Annotated in this window: 21 protein-coding genes; 11 read left to right on the top strand and 10 right to left on the bottom strand. The window is 48.6% G+C overall.

The features are described from left to right. The first annotated feature begins 38 nt into the window (after positions 1 to 38). From HQN90_RS21705 to HQN90_RS21720, 4 genes are read left to right on the top strand one after another with little or no spacing between them, the layout of a single operon-like run. Positions 39 to 905 carry a transporter substrate-binding domain-containing protein gene (locus tag HQN90_RS21705; protein ID WP_173222531.1) on the top strand — a complete coding sequence of 289 codons (867 nt, stop codon included), beginning with the start codon at positions 39 to 41 and terminating at the stop codon, positions 903 to 905. Between the two features lie 27 nt (positions 906 to 932). Beyond that, positions 933 to 1,577, top strand: coding sequence for an amino acid ABC transporter permease (locus HQN90_RS21710; RefSeq protein ID WP_173222533.1), 645 nt, complete (start codon positions 933 to 935; stop codon positions 1,575 to 1,577). A gap of 12 nt (positions 1,578 to 1,589) precedes the next feature. Beyond that, a complete protein-coding gene (locus HQN90_RS21715) occupies positions 1,590 to 2,342 on the top strand; it encodes an amino acid ABC transporter ATP-binding protein (protein WP_173222535.1) in 753 nt (250 codons plus the stop codon). A gap of 54 nt (positions 2,343 to 2,396) precedes the next feature. After that, a complete protein-coding gene (locus HQN90_RS21720; RefSeq protein WP_173222537.1) occupies positions 2,397 to 3,614 on the top strand; it encodes a M24 family metallopeptidase in 1,218 nt (405 codons plus the stop codon). Between the two features lie 85 nt (positions 3,615 to 3,699). Here HQN90_RS21720 and HQN90_RS21725 read toward each other — a convergent pair whose 3' ends face one another. The 7 genes from HQN90_RS21725 to HQN90_RS21755 form a co-directional block, all read right to left on the bottom strand. Then, on the bottom strand, positions 3,700 to 3,852 hold the full coding sequence (locus HQN90_RS21725; RefSeq protein WP_173222539.1) for a hypothetical protein: 153 nt from the start codon (positions 3,850 to 3,852) through the stop codon (positions 3,700 to 3,702). Positions 3,853 to 3,935: 83 nt separating this feature from the next. Continuing rightward, positions 3,936 to 4,841 (bottom strand): helix-turn-helix transcriptional regulator, encoded by a 906-nt coding sequence (locus HQN90_RS21730; RefSeq protein WP_173222580.1) that lies wholly within the window; start codon positions 4,839 to 4,841, stop codon positions 3,936 to 3,938. Positions 4,842 to 4,961: 120 nt separating this feature from the next. Then, positions 4,962 to 5,321 carry a 50S ribosomal protein L20 gene (rplT, locus tag HQN90_RS21735; protein ID WP_028553998.1) on the bottom strand — a complete coding sequence of 120 codons (360 nt, stop codon included), beginning with the start codon at positions 5,319 to 5,321 and terminating at the stop codon, positions 4,962 to 4,964. A gap of 54 nt (positions 5,322 to 5,375) precedes the next feature. Beyond that, positions 5,376 to 5,579 carry a 50S ribosomal protein L35 gene (gene rpmI / locus HQN90_RS21740; RefSeq protein WP_079414050.1) on the bottom strand — a complete coding sequence of 68 codons (204 nt, stop codon included), beginning with the start codon at positions 5,577 to 5,579 and terminating at the stop codon, positions 5,376 to 5,378. A gap of 30 nt (positions 5,580 to 5,609) precedes the next feature. Next, positions 5,610 to 6,110, bottom strand: coding sequence for a translation initiation factor IF-3 (gene infC, locus HQN90_RS21745; protein ID WP_141224956.1), 501 nt, complete (start codon positions 6,108 to 6,110; stop codon positions 5,610 to 5,612). 221 nt (positions 6,111 to 6,331) lie between these two features. Next, positions 6,332 to 7,567 carry a glycosyltransferase family 2 protein gene (locus HQN90_RS21750; protein WP_079414051.1) on the bottom strand — a complete coding sequence of 412 codons (1,236 nt, stop codon included), beginning with the start codon at positions 7,565 to 7,567 and terminating at the stop codon, positions 6,332 to 6,334. A 346-nt stretch (positions 7,568 to 7,913) separates the two neighbouring features. Beyond that, positions 7,914 to 9,092, bottom strand: coding sequence for a glycosyltransferase family 4 protein (locus tag HQN90_RS21755; RefSeq protein WP_173222541.1), 1,179 nt, complete (start codon positions 9,090 to 9,092; stop codon positions 7,914 to 7,916). Positions 9,093 to 9,297: 205 nt separating this feature from the next. Here HQN90_RS21755 and HQN90_RS21760 point away from each other — a divergent pair, with 205 nt between their 5' ends. After that, a complete protein-coding gene (locus HQN90_RS21760) occupies positions 9,298 to 9,825 on the top strand; it encodes a phosphatase PAP2 family protein (RefSeq protein WP_173222543.1) in 528 nt (175 codons plus the stop codon). Between the two features lie 3 nt (positions 9,826 to 9,828). Further along, positions 9,829 to 10,956, top strand: a complete 1,128-nt coding sequence (locus tag HQN90_RS21765) for an MGDG synthase family glycosyltransferase (protein ID WP_173222545.1) — start codon at positions 9,829 to 9,831, stop codon at positions 10,954 to 10,956. Positions 10,957 to 11,027: 71 nt separating this feature from the next. Here the strand turns inward: HQN90_RS21765 and trmB are convergent, their stop codons facing one another. Together trmB and HQN90_RS21775 are read right to left on the bottom strand one after the other, a co-directional pair. Next, positions 11,028 to 11,759 carry a tRNA (guanosine(46)-N7)-methyltransferase TrmB gene (trmB, locus tag HQN90_RS21770; RefSeq protein ID WP_173222547.1) on the bottom strand — a complete coding sequence of 244 codons (732 nt, stop codon included), beginning with the start codon at positions 11,757 to 11,759 and terminating at the stop codon, positions 11,028 to 11,030. Between the two features lie 458 nt (positions 11,760 to 12,217). Then, the gene (locus HQN90_RS21775; RefSeq protein ID WP_173222549.1) at positions 12,218 to 12,844 is read right to left on the bottom strand and encodes a WGxxGxxG-CTERM domain-containing protein; all 627 of its coding nucleotides are present in this window, start codon (positions 12,842 to 12,844) and stop codon (positions 12,218 to 12,220) included. Between the two features lie 151 nt (positions 12,845 to 12,995). On the opposite strand from HQN90_RS21775, the gene mnmL reads away from it, so the two are divergent. The 4 genes from mnmL to HQN90_RS21795 all read left to right on the top strand — a co-directional run bounded on the left by mnmL (position 12,996) and on the right by HQN90_RS21795 (position 16,243). Then, the gene (gene mnmL / locus HQN90_RS21780; protein WP_173222551.1) at positions 12,996 to 13,955 is read left to right on the top strand and encodes a tRNA modification radical SAM protein MnmL/YtqA; all 960 of its coding nucleotides are present in this window, start codon (positions 12,996 to 12,998) and stop codon (positions 13,953 to 13,955) included. 250 nt (positions 13,956 to 14,205) lie between these two features. Further along, a complete protein-coding gene (locus HQN90_RS39385) occupies positions 14,206 to 14,601 on the top strand; it encodes a c-type cytochrome (protein ID WP_173222553.1) in 396 nt (131 codons plus the stop codon). 22 nt (positions 14,602 to 14,623) lie between these two features. Beyond that, positions 14,624 to 15,205, top strand: coding sequence for a tRNA 5-(aminomethyl)-2-thiouridylate-methyltransferase MnmM (mnmM, locus tag HQN90_RS21790; protein ID WP_173222555.1), 582 nt, complete (start codon positions 14,624 to 14,626; stop codon positions 15,203 to 15,205). Between the two features lie 72 nt (positions 15,206 to 15,277). Then, a complete protein-coding gene (locus tag HQN90_RS21795) occupies positions 15,278 to 16,243 on the top strand; it encodes a type I phosphomannose isomerase catalytic subunit (RefSeq protein WP_246362718.1) in 966 nt (321 codons plus the stop codon). Positions 16,244 to 16,328: 85 nt separating this feature from the next. Here the strand turns inward: HQN90_RS21795 and HQN90_RS21800 are convergent, their stop codons facing one another. Beyond that, positions 16,329 to 17,828, bottom strand: coding sequence for an IMP dehydrogenase (locus HQN90_RS21800; protein ID WP_173222557.1), 1,500 nt, complete (start codon positions 17,826 to 17,828; stop codon positions 16,329 to 16,331). A 382-nt stretch (positions 17,829 to 18,210) separates the two neighbouring features. Between HQN90_RS21800 and HQN90_RS21805 the strand changes: the two genes are divergently transcribed. Next, positions 18,211 to 18,882 (top strand): DUF559 domain-containing protein, encoded by a 672-nt coding sequence (locus HQN90_RS21805; RefSeq protein WP_173222559.1) that lies wholly within the window; start codon positions 18,211 to 18,213, stop codon positions 18,880 to 18,882. The last annotated feature ends 1,096 nt before the right edge of the window (positions 18,883 to 19,978 follow it).

Below are 19,978 nucleotides of genomic sequence, written 5' to 3' on the forward strand. Positions count from 1 at the left end.
AACACCCATTACATTCATTACTAACAGGAGGCCACATCATGAACACACAGACTAAGAAACTATTCAAATCCGTCTCGCTGGTCGGAGCTATCGTCATCGCGCTGACGGGATGCGCAAGCAAACAATCCCCTTCCTCATCTCCGGTCAATACGGCGACAAACACGCCGGCCGCGACGACTGCGTCATCAAACCTGCTGGAAACGATTAAGAAAAACGGTAAAATTCGCATCGGCTTGATGGGCACATACGCCCCGTACAACTTTTTGAACGACAAAAAAGAAGTCGATGGCTTTGACGCCGACGTCGCCAAGCAAGTCGCTAAACGCATCGGCGTACAGGCCGAATTCATCACTGGCGAATTTTCCGGGCTCATTGAAGGACTGCAAAAAGATAAATACGACGCGCTGATCAGTCAGGTAACTATCACAGACGACCGGAAAAAAACGATGGATTTTTCCACGCCGTACATTAAAAACTCTGTTAGCATCGTCGTGAAAGCCGACAATACGACCATCAAATCGCTCGAAGACTTCAAGGGCAAAAAGATCGGTGTAGGCCTTGGGACAAACGATGAAAAATATTTGCGTGAAGTCGCTCTTCCGAAGGTCGGCAACTTTGAAATTCCCACCTACAACGACGTCATCACGTCATTGACGGACCTGAACGTTGGCCGAATTGATGCGACCATCAACAACATGTTTGCCATTCAGCCGCTGGTTGAAAAAAACAATTTTAAAATCAAAGCGGTAGGACAGCCTATTAAGGAAGATTTCGCCGGAATCGCGATTCGCAAAAATAATCAAGAACTGCTCGACGCGCTGAACAAGGCGTTGGACGATATGAAAACTGACGGCACGTTCAAGGAAATTTTCAAAAAATGGTTTGGGGTCGACCCGACGATTTAATCGGCAGGAACGGGAGAGAAAGCATGCATGGAACTGGTTTTTAACAACGTAAACTTCCTGCTGACTGGCGCGTACTATACGCTTCTGATCACGATCATCTCGATGTTTTTCGGCTTTATTATCGCGCTGATCGTGGCGATCGCCCGTTTGAAAGGGAATTGGCTGGTCCGCAATGTGGCCAGAGGATATGTCTCCATCATTCGCGGAACTCCGATCCTCGTCCAAATCTTTATCGTCTACTACGGGTTGCCTGACTTCGGAATCACTTTCGGGCCGCTAACCGCGGCCTATATTTCTCTTAGCATCAACATCGGGGCGTATTTGTCGGAAACGTTCCGCGGGGCGATTCTTGCCGTAAACAAAGGTCAGACGGAAGCGGCTTTGTCCCTCGGTTTGTCGCAGTGGCAAACGATGGTGAAGGTCATTCTTCCCCAGGCCGCCCGCGTCGCTATCCCCCCGATGGGCAACACATTTATCGGGATGCTGAAGGAGACATCGCTCGTTTCTGTCGTTACAGTGACGGAATTGCTTCGTTCGGCTCAACTGCTGATCGCACAGTACTATATTGCGATGCCTTTCTACATCGCGATCGGCCTCATGTATTGGATCATGAGCATGGTCTTTTCCGGTATTCTCAACCGCATTGAAACGAAATTATCTAAGGCTTATTAAGGGTGTGTACGCATGATAGAAGTAAACAGTCTTGGTAAACATTTTGGCGATTTGGAGGTGCTGAAGGGCATCGACATCCAAATTGGTGCAAAAGAAATCGTTGTTCTGATCGGACCGAGTGGCTCAGGCAAAAGCACCCTGCTGCGCTGCCTGAACGGTCTAGAGGAGCCAACGGAAGGCACAATTCGTGTCGGCGGCATCGAATGGAATCAGGCCATGTCGGCAAATATGAAAAAAGAAGCCATCCGGGAGATTCGCAATCTGACCGGGATGGTTTTTCAATCTTTTCACTTGTTTCCGCACATGACCGTCCTTGAAAATGTCACTATGGCGCCGATGACCGCCAAAAAAATGCCCAAGGAGCAGGCAGTTCGGCTTGCCGAATCGCTGTTAAGCAAAGTCGGCTTGCTTGAAAAAAGGGACGTTTACCCTTCCAAGCTTTCCGGCGGCCAGCAGCAGCGGGTCGCTATCGCCCGTTCGCTCGCCATGCAGCCGCAGATCATGCTGTTTGACGAGCCTACGTCGGCGCTTGACCCCGAATTGACTGGCGAAGTGCTTGCCGTTATGAAACAGCTGGCCAGAGAGGGCATGACGATGATCGTCGTTACCCATGAAATGAAATTCGCACGGGAAGTCGCGAACCGAGTCATCTTCATGGCCGATGGCATCATTCAGGAGGAAGGCGTGCCCAAGCAGTTTTTTGCGCAGCCGCAAACCGAGCGGGCGCGCAAATTCCTGAGACAATTGGATCAACAGTCGGACTGATCGGAAGCAATCATTACATTACGATTTGGGGCAACTTTAGGAGGAATCGACATCATGGTCGCTGCAGAAAAAGAACATCTCGAGAACATCGTAGAAAGAGCCCGATTGATCATGGAGAAGGAGCAGCTCGATGCGTTGGTAGCCGTGAGCTGCGAAAACTTCTACTACCTTTCCGGTTACCCAAGCGCTTTCATGTATACGCTGCAAATGAATGAAGTGGCGCTGGCCGTCCTGTTTCGAGATCCGGCCCGGAAGACGGTCCTGATTATGAACGAATTCGAAGCTGCCGGCGTGCCGGAAGATATGACCCATTGCGAGATGCGATCGTACCCGACATGGGTCGACGTAGACGATCCATATGGCATCCGCGGCAGCAAATTCCAAGGCAAACGGCCCGTCGCGCCACTTGTGGAAGAAATGTTCGGGATGCTTGGTGAAGTACTGGCCGAATATGGCGTTTCGAGCGGCGGCCGCGTGGCTGTCGAGCTGAGCGCCCTGCGCTATCCCGCTGTGTCCGCTTTGCGGCAAACAGCGGGCGCGTTTGAATTCGTTGAAGCGAAAGGCGTCTTTACTGAGCTGCGCGTATTGAAGACCCCTTGGGAGATCGAACAGCTGCGCAAAGGCTGCTCCTATGCGGAGAGAGGCATTGCTGAAACCGTGCGAGCGATCGGTCTGGGCAGCTCCGCTGCGGAAATCGTACATGTTTTCCGCAAAACGCTAATGGAGCACGCAGACGGCCATCCCGCCCGTTTCCATATGATTTCCGTTGGAGACCGCTTCGCCCCCGTAGAGCGGTTTGACACACGGCCGTCCAAGCCCGGCGACCTGATCAAGTTCGACGTAGGCGTCGAGGTGATGGGCTATGGCTCCGACATCGCCCGCACCTTCGTGCTCGGCACTCCTTCGGATACGGCCAAGCGCGTCTACGGCGCCCTGCGGGCCGGACACGACCGGCTTCTGGACATGATTGAGCCCGGGCTTCCGATGCAACAGGCGTTTCACGAGGGGATGGACTTGATTAGGCGTTCTGGGCTGGATAATTACAACCGCGGGCATCTCGGGCACAGCGCAGGCTTGAGCCTTGCGGCTGAAGAGCCGCCTTTCATCAGCCCCTCCGAAACAACCGTCTTCAGACCAGGCATGGTCGTTTGTTTGGAAACGCCTTATTACGGCTATGGTGTAGGATCGATCATGATCGAGGATATGGTGCTTGTGACCGAGAACGGCTCCGAGCGGCTTAACAAGCTATCGAGGGACTTAATTTCACTATAGAATAAATTCTATATCTCCAAAAAAGCGCTAGAGTTTCGCTCATTCGAGCATGCTCTGGCGCTCTCTTTTTCTCACCTCGAGTGCCTTACAACCCCATCAACCCCAATATTCCGAGCCAGAAAGCTCCAGACTTGCAAGGCGCGGCTTGCGTCCATTTCCATGCCAATCGATCAATTTCTCTCAACTCATGAAGCTGCTGTTCCAGCATTACCTCTAAACAGTAAGGATGATTCGGCATTGCTTTTCACTCCTTTTTTCAATTAACCCTGATTTCATGATCTCATTGTATAAAAAAAAGTATGACAGCTAGGTGTCATACTTTTATTCGTATCGCATTAGTATTTTTCTAATTTTAGCGTGAACCAGTTCCCTGAGCGAGCTCGGTTCCAGCACCTCCACATCTTCTCCAAAGCTTAGGATAGTTGCCGCTAACCAATCCACGCCCGAAGGGTTGATGACCCTGACCGTCAGACTTCCATCTTCATTGAACCGTTTATCCTCCGCGTAAAAACAATCCATTGCCCGTGCACAAGAACCGGTCGCAAAGTGAAGAACGGCATCCTCCAGCTTTTCCTCCCCGTTATTTTCAACAGAAAGCTCGCTCGCAGGAGTCGTATGGTTTCGGTGAAAAACCTCCGGCAACACGACCAAATTCACCATCCTCGACAGCTTGAACATCCGGTAGTCCTTACGTGTTTTGCAATAGGCATGCAAAAACCAGGCGTAATATTTGAACAGCAGGCTCACTGGCTCCACCGTTCGAAAACTCCTTTCATCCTTCCCATTTATGTATTCAAACCGGACCGTTTGACGGGATGTAATGGCCGACCGCAGCGTATACAAATCATCGTTGTTGGCCCGCCAGCTGCCCAAATCCATCGCTAGGCTGGGCGTGTCGGGACCGTTTTGAATCGTCTGAAGCCTATGAAGGGTATCCATCGTTTTGTCGTCCTTGAACACCGTGGCCGTGCTGCGCAGGAGCGTAATTAACGACTCGATGTCGTTTGATCCCAGCAAGCTCTTGTCCATCTTGTATTCCTTGATGATGCCGTAGCCGCCATTGACGCCCTGATACGACACGACTGGAATGCCCGCCGCACAGATCGCCTCAATATCACGGTAGATCGTCCGCTGGGATACCCGGTATTTCTCTGCCAGTTCCGATGCGGACAGTACTTCGTGGTTTAACAAGGCATATGTAATCGAAATAAGCCGTTCCAATTTCATTCTTATCACCGTCTCGATAAATATATGCCCGAAATACGAACATATGTTCATTGTACCACACTAAAGCGCTCAAAAAAAAGAAGCTTGCCCCGCAACGGGACAAGCTTCTTGGAACGCGATTTACGCGTTTACTTTTGCTTTTGCAGCTGTTGCCAAATCGTTGAACGCTTTGGAATCATTCACAGCCAAATCAGCCAAGATTTTGCGGTTTACTTCGATACCAGCCAATTTCAGGCCGTGCATCAATTTGCTGTAGCTAAGGCCGTTTTGACGAGCGCCAGCATTGATACGTGTGATCCACAGTCTGCGGAAGTTACGTTTTGTTTGGCGACGGTCACGGTAAGCATACACTAAAGACTTCATTACTTGTTCTTTAGCTGTTTTAAATAAGCGATGCTTGGAACCAAAATAACCTTTTGCTAGTTTTAGAATTTTCTTACGACGATGAGCGCGAATAAATCCGCCCTTGACTCTTGCCATGGTTAACTACCTCCTGGGATGTATAAATAATGTTCGAATTTTAGCTAATAAAGATTAACCTTTGATAAGGGACAATTGTTGTTGCAAACGACGCACATCGCCAGGAGCCATTACTGGGTTCGTGGAAAGTACACGTTTTGTACGTGAAGATTTACCGGAAAGCAAGTGGTTCTTACCTTGTTTGTATCTCATCACTTTGCCTGTGCCAGTGATTTTGAAACGGCCTTTAAGGCTGCTGTGTGTTTTCATTTTCGGCATGGTGTTGTTCCTCCTAATTTAGTATACCGCCTAAGTTGTCGCTTTCGGCGTTAAGATCATGATCATGCTTCTTCCCTCAAGCTTAGGAGCGCGCTCCTGCGAGGAAATGTCAGCTGTTTCTGTAGCTAGACGCTCAAGCACTCTGCGACCAATCTCCGAATGCGCGATTTCACGCCCACGGAAACGAACGCTGGCTTTCACTTTATCGCCTTCGCCAAGAAACTTAACGGCATTGCGAAGCTTCGTTTGGAAGTCATGCTCATCAATTGTTGCGCTTAAGCGAATTTCCTTGATGTCCACGATCTTCTGATTCTTGCGAGCTTCTTTTTCTTTCTTCTGTGTTTCGTAACGGAATTTACCGTAATCCATAATGCGGCATACGGGCGGCTTCGCCGTCGGTGCCACGTTTACCAAATCAAGGTTCGCGTCTAATGCGATTTGAAGAGCTTCGCGAATCGGTGTTATACCGAGTTGTTCTCCGTCCGCCCCAATCAGGCGTACTTCCTTCACACGAATCTCATCATTAATCATATGGTCTTTGCTAATAGTGTTCCACCTCCAGAAAGTATGTAACTCTCTATCCATAAAATAAAAAGATGCGGGCGCAGTGGCCCACATCTTCATCAATAACAGGTTCATGACCTATTGAACATACATGATGATTCATTCAAACCAGCCAACAGTGTCGGTCAGGTGAGAAGCGGGCGCTTCTGCTTTTACTTGAAATATAATATCATCTAGGTTTAGAAAAGTCAACTCACTTGTTTACTCTTCATTTCATCTAGTCGAATAACACGTGTGTGCTCGGTATGGCTCCATTGTTTGTTGTTTTGCGTGAAGAATGCATAGAACGTAATCGGCCACCACGAAAGCATGAAAATGGGATACAAAATTAAATATTTATACACTTTGCCTGGAGCCTTCTCAACGAACATGGAGATCGGCAGCAGCACATAAATGGCTAAACTTACAGAGTTGAAGAAAACAGGATTGACATCGGCAAGCATCGGCGTTTCGGACCAACCAGGCGTCACGGATTTAATCCAGAGCAGCACGGTGATAATCGCGCCAAAAAAGAAGTTATATACGTTAGCGGAATAAATCGCCGCGTCAATCTTCGTCCAGCTGCCTTCTTTGATACCCTGCCAAAGCAGAGGGAAGAAATAACGCTTGGCCACGTCAAAGTGTCCTTGCATCCAGCGTAGACGCTGCTTCGCAGATACTTTGAACGTAAGCGGCTTCTCATCATACACGATCGCTTCGTAGTTGTAAGTGGGTCTAATACCAAGTTTAATGCAGCGCATCGAGAACTCTAGATCCTCAACAAGGCTCGTAGCTCCCCAGCCGATTTGTTTAAGCAGCTTGGACTCGAAACACATTCCTGTACCGCCCAGGTAATTAGCAAGTCCCAGATTCGTACGAGGCATTTGCCAGAAGCGGTTTGCAAAATAGTAAGAAATCGCGTAAGAACCAGTAACCCAAGAGTCAGTCGGGTTCTTGCTGTCCAGATAAGCTTGGATAACGCGGGAACCGGAACAAAGATCATTGTTCATGTGAATCAAATAATCGGGACTGGACAGATTGTCGGCGTCGAACATCACCACAGCATCATACTGACGCTCACGTTTCCAAAGCTCTTTGAGCATCCATTCGATCGCATACCCTTTTCCTCTCAGATTAGGGTTATGGCGTTCCATGGCATAAACACCGTGACTGCGTGCGATATCCGCTGTTTGGTCTGTGCAGTTGTCACAGATCACGAAGATATCATAAAGCTCCTTGGGGTAATCCAAAGCTTTCAGATTCTCGATCAATGCCCCGACCACCTGCTCCTCATTATGAGCGGCAACCAAGACGGCGAACGATTTTTGCGGAGCAAAAGTTTGTTTGTTTTTCGGACGATACCATCCAAAAAAAGTTAAAAACAATTGATACGCACCAACCAAGGCCAAGCCAATTTGAAAGGTAAGCATAATATTGTCAAGCATGAAGCAAAGTCCCCCTTTTTTGTTTATGCACACAAGCTATCTTTTTATACGCGTATGCGCAGTTTTATGTACAGGTGAATTAACCGTTCTTGATTTTCCTCTCTTTCCCCCTATTTGTCAAAGTCTGCATTAAACGAAAATAAGCCAGTTCTTTGAGATTTAAGGGGAACGCGCACATACTTTGCAGCAAGTGCTTGAAATCAGTTCGTTAATGTCCTGTTTTCATCGTTTTTCATTTTATTGTGTACAAAAAGTTCACCATTTAGACGAAGCGGCCAGTTGTAGGATACGGGGTTTATTATAATTCACCAGAAGTCCCCCTGACAACTTTTGCCGAAATGGCTTCTCAACGAACCATGCGAGCTTCTTGACTATGCAGCGGATTGCCTGAAGTTCCATAGACAACTTCTTCATAGCTGGCTAGCAATTTATTAAAAATCTCATCCCAAGATTGATGCAAAGCGTACTCCCTGCCGGCCAAAGCAAGTTTGGAGCATGTTTCCTGCGAGACATACAACCTCAAAAGCGCTTGAGTAAAAGCAGCAATGTCCCCTGGCGGGCATAGCAAACCTGTAACCTCATGCTCAATAATATCCATTACCCCGCCGGCCGAAGGTCCAATCACCGTTGTCCCGGAAGCCATCGCTTCCAGAACCACATTGCCGAACGTTTCCGTCGCCGAAGGGAACAGAAAGACGTCCGCTGCGGCATAAAGTTCAGCGAGTCGGGTACCTTGCACGAAGCCGGTAAATGAAATCCCTGGATCCCCTTCATAGCATTCGCGCAGATAACTTGCAGAAGGTCCGTCACCGGCAATGATCAAGTGGCAGTTCTCCTTGACGTCCGCAGGAAGCGCTGCATAACTGTCCAGAGCAACGTCTACACTTTTCTCGGGGGCTAGACGCCCGACATACAGCATAACGAATTTGGCAGGGTCAACGCCATAAGCCTCAAGCACTGACTTCCGATCGACAAGCGGCTGAAATCGTTCTGTATCGACACCACGGCTCCATATCTCCAGCTCACGCAGTCCTTTGGCATGCAGATGATCCAATGTGGATTGCGAAGGCACATAAACCCGCTGGCAGCTTTGGTGAAACCACTGCATATATTTCCATAATGTGGGTTCTACCCAAGGGATTTTATAGTGGCTCAAATATTGATCAAAGTGTGTATGGTAAGAGGCGACGAGCGGCGTCCTATGCTTGCGGGCATAGTAGAGGCCAAAAAGTCCTAAATTGAAAGGGGTTGCACAGTGGATGAGGGTAGGCTGAAAGGCATGGAGCGCTTTGCGAAGCTGCACGGGGTTGGGGATAGCCAGGCGACATTCGGGGTACAATAAAAAGGGAATACTGTAAAATCGTTCTACACGGAACACATCGTTGTCATCTGCTGTCAAACTAGTAGGGGCAAATACTTGGCATTCGACACCTTTACTCTCCAAGAAACGCGTCCATCTGCCCAGCGTCTTCGCGACTCCGTTAATATCCGGCAGGAAAGTATCCGTAAACAAGGCAATTCTCAACCTACTCAGCCCCTTTACCTTTTAACATGAACAGCCTCATGAAATGCTTTATCGCTTTCATGCTAGCATGGATTTGTTATTGAAAGATCAGGGGAGCGTAAAATCCTGTTTCTGAAAATTTATTATTCCGTTAATCTTCTTTTAATAAATCTTCTCTACAATGTACATAAGCAGGTATCTCAGGCTATGAAGGGGGCTACTACTCATGAGCAGGGTCGTGAATTGGCTTCAACATCATGAAACACGCGCATTCCATTTTGTGAACCAACGTATTCAGCACTTCTTTCTCGACTTATTCTTTTCAAAAATCACACATGTAGGCGGAGCCACCGCTACGATTGTTATTTCTATATGCTGTGCCTTACTCGGACATGGCGCGCTGCGGACAGCAGGCATTCAAGCGCTGGTTGCTTTAACCATAAGCCATATTCCCGTTGCTATCATTAAGAAGAAGTACCCACGGCTTCGTCCCTACCTCGTCCATCCCCAAACCATTATAGGTAAAAATCCGCTAACCGATCATTCCTTTCCTTCCGGGCATACAACCGCCATTTTCTCCATCATTTTTCCTTTTATGACACTAATGCCTGCACTTGGCCTTGTCCTTGTCCCACTTGCTTTAAGTGTGAGCCTGTCACGTATCTACTTGGGACTGCACTACCCTTCGGATTGTATCGTTGGTTGTTTGATCGGTTCCACCGCTTCTCTACTTACAGTAGCAGCATGGGGGTAATGAATGGACATCTTGCATGGTAAAAAAAGGGTTCTCATCCTCTCCGAAGGCTTCGGAGCCGGCCATACACAAGCGGCCTACGCGCTTGCCGTTAGTCTGGAGAAGCGCTGCTCAACGATTGAGACGCTTGTTCTGGAATTAGGCTCCTTTCTTCACCCGACGATTGCACCTTGGGTCTTCCAAGCCTACAAGAAGACGTTGACGACCAGTCCCAAGCTCTATGGGAAACTTTACCGTTCGCAATATAAAAAATCGTTAAATCGCCTGACACAATTGGCGCTGCATCGAATCTGCTACGCACAGACAGCAGCAATTATCCAGGAATGGGCGCCGCAAGCCATCGTTTGTACGCACCCTTTCCCCAGCGTTGTTGTCTCCCGTTTAAAAAGAGCCGGCCTCGCCGTTCCCCTATGCACGGTTATTACGGATTATGATGTGCACGGGACTTGGGTAAGCAGCGAAGTGAATAAATACATGGTTTCAACAGCCTGTGTCAAAAACAAGCTACTTGGCCGAGGCATTGCCGACGCTCAGGTTGCTATTACCGGCATTCCTGTGCATCCTAGCTTTCGTGAAGCGCACGACAAAACGCTGATTCGACAGCAATTTCAGTTGGCCTCCATGCCTACGGTCTTAGTCATGGGCGGCGGTTGGGGATTAATCGGCGGGGATTCACTCAGTGAGCATCTGGTGAAATGGCGGGATCGCATTCAATTCATCTTTTGCTTAGGCAACAATCACAAAGCGCGGGCAAAGCTTGCAATGGATAGCCGCTACCAGCATCCCAACATTCATTTGCTTGGATTCACCCAGGAAATTGACAAGCTGATGGAGGTTTCCGATCTACTCGTCACGAAGCCAGGCGGCATGACTTGTTCAGAAGGACTCGCCAAATCGATTCCCATGCTTTTCTACGATCCAATTCCGGGACAAGAGGAAGAGAACGTACACTACTTTACCCAGCAAGGCTTGGGTGAACGAATCCGCTCGGCAGATACGATTGCCAGCTGGCTGACCATGTTGGCAAGCCGGTATACCGATGTGGAAGCTACACGCGTTTCCAACTACCATCGCAGACTGAAAGAACCTTCACTGGATTGTTCTGAAGTCATTTTGCAATTAATGGGCTAGATTAGCCCCTGCATAGAGAAAAAGCCATCTTGCTGAAGCACCAAGGCTGCAGTATGATGGCTTTTTAACGTTTATTCGGCTTGAGGCTTGCTCAACTGCTCAAGATGTGCGGCAAGCGCATCTTGACCAATCACAACCTCACAGCGGTGAATGTTCATGCCTTGTCCGGCGAACTTCGTTTCGTATTCGGTCATCACATGGTCAGGATGAATGCCATCCACATGCAAATTCAACGAAATATTGCGCATTCTTAGTCCCATATCGGCAAAAGAATTCAAGGAGAATTCAAATAAGGATTGGGAATCGGTTTTCAGATGAATCTCACCCTTCGCATTCAGGATTTGTTTGTATTTCTCAACAAAACCAGGGTGTGTCAAGCGTCTGCGTGCGTGCTTTTTTTTCGGCCATGGATCACTGAAGTTTAGATAAACCCGCTCCAATTCTCCTTCAGCGAAAGCTTCTTCAATATGCTCAATGTTGAAAAGCATCAGCTTCAGATTCGGAATATTCAGCACAGCATCCGTCTCTTCCTCTGATTGCAGCTCGTGAGCAACCTTTGCCTTCTCGCTGGCTTTGCGGATAAGCTCATCATACATATCGACGCCGATGAAATTAATATCCGGGTATTTCTTGCTCATCTCGCTGATGAAGCGGCCTTTGCCCATCCCCAGCTCCGCATGAATCGGATTGTTGTTTCCGAACAAGGCAGCCCACTTTCCTTGGTGGTCCTTCGCATTCAAAACAACGAGTTCCTTCTGACGTTCTATATCTTCTCGAATTCCTTTTCTTCCCCGTAAACGCATCTACAATTTGCCTCCTACACGTACAAGCTATCGAATACAAATCATAGACCATTCCAACGAAAAAATCAAAGGGAATTACACATCCAGCATGTGATGGGCAATGCTTCCAAAGCCAATGCTTCTTTAACAATCAGCACAACTGACAACGTATCCACTGCTGTCGAAGTAGTCATAGGAGACATTCACTTTCACCTGTTTTTCTTCAACTTTATAGTAGTAGCTTTGGCCATATCGTTCGGCTTTATGATTGGTAGATCGTTCTAGTTGGAGTTGAGAAAGCCTTTTTCGCTGGCTCAGGGCGAGTTAGCTGCCTTTCACCCTCTGAGACTGCTTTTTTGGCAGGCTCGGCTCATATTTGCGGGGGGATTGCCCTTTTCGCGAGGTGAGAGAGCCTTTTTCGCTGGCTCAAGTATACTCGCACAGAAAAAACGCCCTCCAATTGGAAGGCGCCTTGTTCTTTACTTAAAGCTTTCGTCTCTGTGTTTGTTGCCACTGCGTAGTCCCACTAGACCCAACAGACCAACAAGGCCAAGCCAGCCCCAATTCATACTTTTGCTCTCTGTGGGAGTTGTTGCATAAGCTCGATAAGAATTAGTATCATAATGACCAATGTTTGTTCCTGTTCCCGTGCTTGTACCTTTCATCTTCGTGCTCATGCGATCCATCATATTATTGCCGTATCCGTTAATCTGACCCATGACACCTGTTCCGTTACCGGAATATGTGCTGCTCCCTGTCCCATTGGAATAGGAGCTTACGCCCGTGCCCGTCCCCGTTCCTGTTCCATTGGAATAAGAGCTTACGCCTGTGCCGTTACCCGAATAGGTATTTGTTGTCCCGTTCGTCGTATTCCCCGAGTAGGAGCTCGTCCCTGTCCCTGTCATTGTTCCCGTGGCAGCTCCTGTGCCCACCGTGGCGTCGTAGTTGCTGCCCGTATAACTCGAAGTTGTCGTAGTCCCCGTTGCTCCCGAATTCCCCGTACCAGTATTCATTGTTGTACTCGTGTTTGCTTGAGCACCCATTGCCCCCAAACTCAATGCAGTCGTCAGAGCTAACGTCAAAGTAATGGTATGAAGCTTCTTCATCTGTCCATTTCCCCTCTCGCCGTGTAATGGTGGTGCAAAGTTATCATGCTCCTAGAAGCTCACTTTTAACGGGGAACTTGTTGGAAAGGCAGGGGTCGCTTTCATAGTTGTTTTTCGCTACAATAAGGTGGAAAGAAAGGAGCAACAACTCATGTCTACTACTTTGCAGGAGTCGCCTCAATTATGGGGAGACAAACGTTTCCATACATGGAATTATGAAATGCGCGATGCTTTCGGCGGAAAAGTGTTTAAAGTTATGCTGGACGCAGGCTTTACTTGTCCTAACCGCGATGGCAAGATCGCAACCGGCGGCTGCACGTTTTGCAGTGCCAGAGGATCAGGTGATTTTGCGGGCAGCCGCCGCGATGATCTTGTGACCCAGTTCAATAAGATCAGAGATCTTCAGCATCAAAAATGGCCGGAAGCCAGCTATATCGGTTACTTTCAGGCATATACCAATACGTATGCGCCCGTCGAGGAATTACGGGAATATTATGAAACCATTTTGCAGCAGCCGGGTGTTGTTGGCTTATCGATCGCAACCAGACCGGATTGCTTACCGGACGATGTCATTGAATACTTGGCGGAGCTGAATGAGCGAACCTATTTGTGGGTCGAAATGGGCCTGCAGACGGTCCATGAGTCGACGTCACAGCTCATTAACAGAGCGCATGACACACAATGCTATCTAGATGCGGTTGCCAAGCTCCGCAAGCATAATATCCGCACCTGTGCGCACATTATTTACGGATTGCCCGGCGAAACGCATGAGATGATGCTAGATACCGGACGAGCAGTCGCTCAAATGGATGTGCAGGGCATCAAAATCCATTTGCTTCATTTAATGCGTAAAACACCAATGGTGAAACAATATGAAGCTGGCCTACTCCAATTCCTCGAAAAAGATGAATACGTGAAGCTGATTGTTGATACACTTGAGTTCCTCCCTCCGGAAATGATTGTACATCGGTTAACAGGAGACGCGCCGCGTGATCTATTGATCGGACCCATGTGGAGCCTGAAGAAATGGGAAGTGCTGAACGCTTTTGATCAGATGTTGAAGGAAAGAAACACGTGGCAGGGGAAACTCTGGACAGGGAAAACAAATTAGGACGCCATAAAACCATAACCGCATTTGTTCCGTTTCCTTTATATAATGAGAACGCATAGAGGAGATGGGATGAATGAAAAAGTGGGCTGGAGTTTCTGTTCTTAGCATGATGATCGTTGCGGCGGGGTGCAGCAGCCAAACGGAGTCGCTTGCGCCGACCGCCACACCGTCGGCGGTCGTGAGTGCGTCGCCGCAGGCGACCGCAGCGGCAAGCGCAGCGCCGACTATTGCGCCGACGGCAGTGGTGACCGTGGCCGCTAGCGCGACGCCAGCGGCCAGCTCAACGCCGCAGCCTAGCGCGGCGGCAGCCCCCATAGCGGCGACTGCAAAGCCGTCGCCGATACCAACGCCAGCGCCTGCAAGCGCGGCGCCACCTGCATCCGCCAAGCCGCAGACGGCGGATGATGGCGCAACCAGCACCGCAGCGCAGGCGCAGGTGCTTTATAAGGATAACTGCATGGCGTGCCACGGGGAAGGCCTTACCGGAGACTTCGGACCGAACCTGACCAAGGTCGGTTCGCGCAAAACGAAGGATGAGATCGCTGCGCAGATCATCAATGGCAAAGGCGATATGCCGCCTTTCCAAAGTACATTGAAATCCGCTGAAATCGAGGCGCTGGCCGCTTGGCTGGCCGCCAAAAAATAATCCAGCATGGAGGCTTTCTAGCATGGGTTTTGTTTCTGTTTTGGGCTTTGCTCACCAATTAATCAGCCAGCGTGTCCAAGCTGGCGAGACGGTCGTTGACGCGACTCTCGGCAATGGCGTGGACGCTTTATTCTTAGCGAAGCTGGTGGGCAGCCGCGGCAGCGTGTACGGCTTCGATATCCAGCAGCAAGCGCTGGACCAAACCAAGATGCGTCTGGAGAAGGAGCTTCCAGACGACGTTTCTTCTTGTGTTTCCATGAGCTTATGCAGCCATGCGCTCATGGAAACCGTCGTGCCGCAGGACCGCCATGGCAAGGTCGCGGCGGTCACCTTCAATCTCGGCTATTTGCCCGGCGCCGATCCAAGCACCATTACGAAGCAGGAATCCACGATTCCTGCACTTGAAGCCGCCCTCCGCTTGCTCCGCAAGGGAGGCATCGTAACCATCGTGCTTTACAGCGGCCACGATGGTGGATCGGAAGAAGCTGCCGCTGTCGAAAGCTGGGCGCAGCAGCTTTCCCTTGCCGCTTTTCAGGTGCTGAGCTACCAATTCAAAAATACTAGTACTCATGCCCCCTATCTCCTGGCTCTAGAAAAAAGATAGACGCATGATATAATGCTAGAGAGTGGAAGCACCATCATTTAGCAGGAGAACTTAGAGAAAGTAGGGATAGCATTGAAATCATACCCGCTTCAATTTCAACCTGAAATGAAAGAACGTGTCTGGGGAGGAAGAGCCCTGGAGAAGTTTGGTTTTCAGCTGCCGGAAGGCGCTATTGGCGAAGGCTGGATGATCGGAGATCACCCGAATGGCACAACAAAAGTACTTAATGGCGAATTAGCCGGTCTGGGTTTAGATGAAATTCGGGAGAAATACGGTAAAACGTTATTCGGTACAAAAGGATTTTCCGAAAAAAATGGCCGATTCCCGCTTCTGATTAAGCTGTTGGACTGTGAAGATGATCTTTCTGTACAAGTCCATCCGAACGATCACTACAAGAATTTGGCTGTTGGTGAACTTGGCAAAACAGAGATGTGGTACATTCTGGACGCTAAGCCCGGCGCCAAAATCATATATGGCATGAAAGAAGGCGTTACCCGCGAAAGCTTGGCTCAAGCTATTGCTGAGAACCGGATCTTGGACTGCTTGCAAGAGGTTCCTGTTGAAGCCGGGGATTCCTTCTACATCCCGGCAGGTACGGTTCATGCTTTAGGCGCAGGCGTGCTTGTTGCCGAAATTCAACAAAACTCCGACACAACCTATCGGTTGTACGATTACGATCGTCCCGGACTCGATGGCAAGCTTCGCGAGCTTCATATAGAAGATTCCCTCAATGTGATCGCTTATGAAGGCTCCGGCTCCACACGGATGAAAACCGATATTGCGGCGTCAGGCACATGGCTGACATTAGCTGAATCACCGTTTTTCACAGTGGAAAAAGGGCTTGTAGGACCCAAGTGGGAGCTCCATACATCACCTGAAAGCTTCGTCATTCTCGTCATCGCAGATGGAAATGGCACTTTATCGTGGGCCGATGGCAGCATTTCCACCAAGCCAGGTGACTGCTTCCTGCTTCCTGCTGATCTAGGGAGCTATGCCCTGGAAGGAACAATGACCGTCATTCGCAGCTACTTGCCCTAAGGCTTCCAAGCTTACGGTTATAACAAAAAGGCTCTCTACCTTCATCCCTAAGATGATTGTGGAGAGCCTTTTATTGATTTTGCAGCTATTCTTCCGACAAGCTGCTTTCTTTGAGAATTACGTCGTGCGCGCCGCCTTCAACAAGGCTGGTTGCGGAAACAAGTGCAATTCTTGCATTTATTTTTAATTCATCCAAGGTTAAAGAACCGCAGTTGCACATGGTGGACTTGATTTTGCCAATCGTCTTGTCCAAGTTCTCTTGCAGGCCACCCGCATAAGGCACATAGGAATCAACGCCTTCTTCGAACAAAAGCTTGTTCTTGCCGCCGGTGTCATAACGCTGCCAGTTGCGGGCACGGTTGGAGCCTTCTCCCCAGTACTCTTTCACAAAGTTGTTGCCAACCTTCAATTTTCTTGTAGGGCTCTCATCAAACCGCGCAAAATATCTGCCGAGCATAACGAAATCTGCGCCCATCGCCAACGCTAAGGTAACATGGTAGTCGTGCACGATACCACCATCAGAACAAATAGGAATATACGTACCGGTTTCCTTGAAGTACTGGTCTCTCGCTTCCACAACTTCCATAATGGAGGATGCTTGGCCGCGGCCGATCCCTTTTTGTTCCCGTGTGATGCAGATAGAGCCACCGCCGATACCTACTTTGATAAAGTCTGCGCCAGATTCTACTAAGTATAAGAAACCTTCACGATCAACTACGTTGCCGGCACCGATTTTCACATTAAAATTCTCTTTTACATACTGAACCGTTTCGCGCTGCCATTCACTGTAACCATCCGAAGAATCAATAACAAGAATATCTACTCCCGCTTCGACAAGCGCAGGTACTCTTTCTTTGTAATCCTTCGTATTGATGCCAGCGCCAACAATGTAGCTTTTATTGCCATCAAGAAGCTCTAGCGGGTTCTCTTTATGCTCATCATAATCCTTACGGAAAACGAGCGTATCCAGCTTCTGATGCTCATCGACAATCGGCAAGCAATTTAATTTATGATCCCAGATCAGATTGTTCGCTTCCGACAAAGTGATCCCTGATTTTCCGTAAATCAACTTTTCGAAAGGTGTCATGAACTGATGAATAGGTCGATTCAGCGGGTCGCGGCTAATTCGATAATCTCTTCCAGTTACAATACCAAGCAGTTTTCCGTTTGCTGTACCATCGTCGGTGATGGCAACTGTGGAGTGTCCTGTTTCTTCCTTCAAAGCAAGCAAATCGCTAAGCGTATGGTCCGGTGTCAAGTTAGAGCGGCTAACGACGAAGCCGGCTTTGTATCCTTTGACTTTGCGCACCATTGCCGCTTCTTCTTCAATGGATTGCGAGCCAAAAATAAATGAAATCCCGCCGCAACGCGCCAAAGCAATCGCCATTCCATCATCAGATACGGCTTGCATAACAGCAGATGAAAACGGGATATTCAACGAGATCGCTGGTTCCTCACCTTTGTTGAATTTCACTAACGGCGTCTTCAGCTTCACATTCGCTGGTGTACAGTCCTTCGTTGTCAGATTAGGAATCAACAGAAACTCACTAAACGTACGGGATGGTTCCATGTAATACGTGGCCACTTTTCGATTTCCTCCTCATTGATCCATAGGTAAATTTTTTCAATCTTATCACTGATCCTTGTCTGTGGTCAATGGATTTTTCAGGGAAATCTAATTTTTGTTGATTTGCAAGCAATGCCTCCACTTCATCCAGCTGCCATTGCTGGGCAATCGTCCTATCCAAGGTCCATTAGCGACTCGGTGGATACATGTGATTTTGCAGTATGAGCGGCCACAGATTCCCACGTTGAGCTCTGTCCATACCCTTTTTGCCGCGATTATTGGAACAGGACTGGTTAAATCATTGATTTCACATTATAATTTCTATGAGACGAAGAACGTCCTAGCCCATTCTTGTGAATGGATTAGGGCGTTCTTTTATTATGGAGGAGGGGTCGGCACGATGAATTTCGAGGAAGCGCACGCTGTATACATTCAATCCCATCTGCTGAGGAGGACAGGGGAACGCAGAGGACGTTTGGAGCGGGGACACAGGGAAGCAGAAAAACTGTTTTGCCAACAAGTATGGTGGCCGCTTCGTGGCAATTTTGAAGATTTGCATCCCGAATTCGAAGTATTCGATTGGAGGGGGCTCTCCTACTTTTGTGATTTCGCCTGGCTTACCAAGTCCGTGAAACTGGTTATCGAAATTAAAGGCTTTGGTCCGCATGTTCGAGATATGGACAGACAGAAATACTGCAACGAACTGAATCGAGAAACTTTTTTATCTGCGATGGGTTTTCAGGTAATTTCATTTGCGTATGACGACGTCGCTCACCGACCCGAACTATGCTTAACACTGCTGCGGATGGTCATTAGCCGGTACCAACCAGATTCCACCCCAGTCAACCTGCATAGTTTGGCAGAACGAGAAATCGTTCGACTTGCCTGCATGCTCGCTCAGCCTCTTCGCCCCATTGATGTGGAGACCCATCTAAGCATCAACCACCGTACCGCAGTTCGAACACTTCAAGCCCTCTGCTCCAAAGGGTGGTTGGCTCCAGTAACCGGAACGGAAGGCAGGCATGTCGTGCGCTATGAACTGCAGCCTGATAGGTTAATGCGGTTGCAGTAAGGTTTGGGGGGCAGTAAGGCTTGGAGGGTGCTTGCGGTTGCAGAAAAGCCTGCAAAAGTGCATCTTTTGGGGCTTATATTTGAGCTATTACCGCAAATTCCTGCGATTGTGCATCTTTTTCGGACTCAGGATCAACTTTAGGCTAAAACATCCGCAAATTCCTGCATAATCGCAGGCTTTCCTTCTTTTCAAACGATTATTGGAAAAAAACCTGCACTTTCGCAGGTTCTGTGAGTTCGAGCGGACATGAGCTTTAAACATGATGATATGTGGGTGGGGCGCTGGCAGATACTGCGTCTGATTGAGCTTCCAAGCAATAATTTGTTGGAGTAGATAGTGACTTGGCGTGTGATATGAGCTTCTAAGTGATAATGTGTTGGATTAGATAGCGACTTGGCGTGTGATATGAGCTTCTAAGTGATATGTGTTGGAGTAGATAGCCGCTTGGCTTCTGGTATGAGCTTCTAAGTGATAATGTGTTGGAGTAGATAGCGACTTGGCGTGTGATATGAGCTTCTAAGTGATATGTGTTGAAGTAGATAGCCGCTTGGCTTCTGGTATGAGCCTCTTCGTGATAATGTGTTGGTGCTAATTGCGACTTGGCGTGTGATATGAGCTTCTAAGTGATAATGTGTTGGAGTAGATAGCGACTTGGCGTGTGATATGAGCTTCTTCTGATAATGTGTTGGAGTAGATGGCAATTTGGCGCGTGGTATGAGCTTCTAAGTGATAATGTGTTGGAGTAGATGGCGACTTTGGCATGTGATATGAGCTTCTTCTGATAATGTGTTGGAGTAGATGGGGACTTTGGCGTGTGGGATGAGCTTCTTCGTGATAATGTGTTGGTGCTGATGGCGACTTTGGCATGTGATATGAGCTTCTTCTGATAATGTGTTGGAGTAGATAGCGACTTTGACGTGTGGTATGAGCTTCTGAGTGATGTGTGTTGGTGCTGAGGGGCTTGGCGTGTGATATTGTATCTGAGTCAATAGAGTGGACACAAAAAAGAGCTAAGAAGTTAGTTTTGTTTGCTTGTAAAACTGCGATTCGAATTTGTCTGGAGACAAATAGCCGAGCTTGCTGTGCGTACGCTTCC

This window comes from Paenibacillus alba (assembly GCF_013204855.1).
Taxonomy (GTDB): Bacteria; Bacillota; Bacilli; order Paenibacillales; family NBRC-103111; genus Paenibacillus_E; species Paenibacillus_E alba.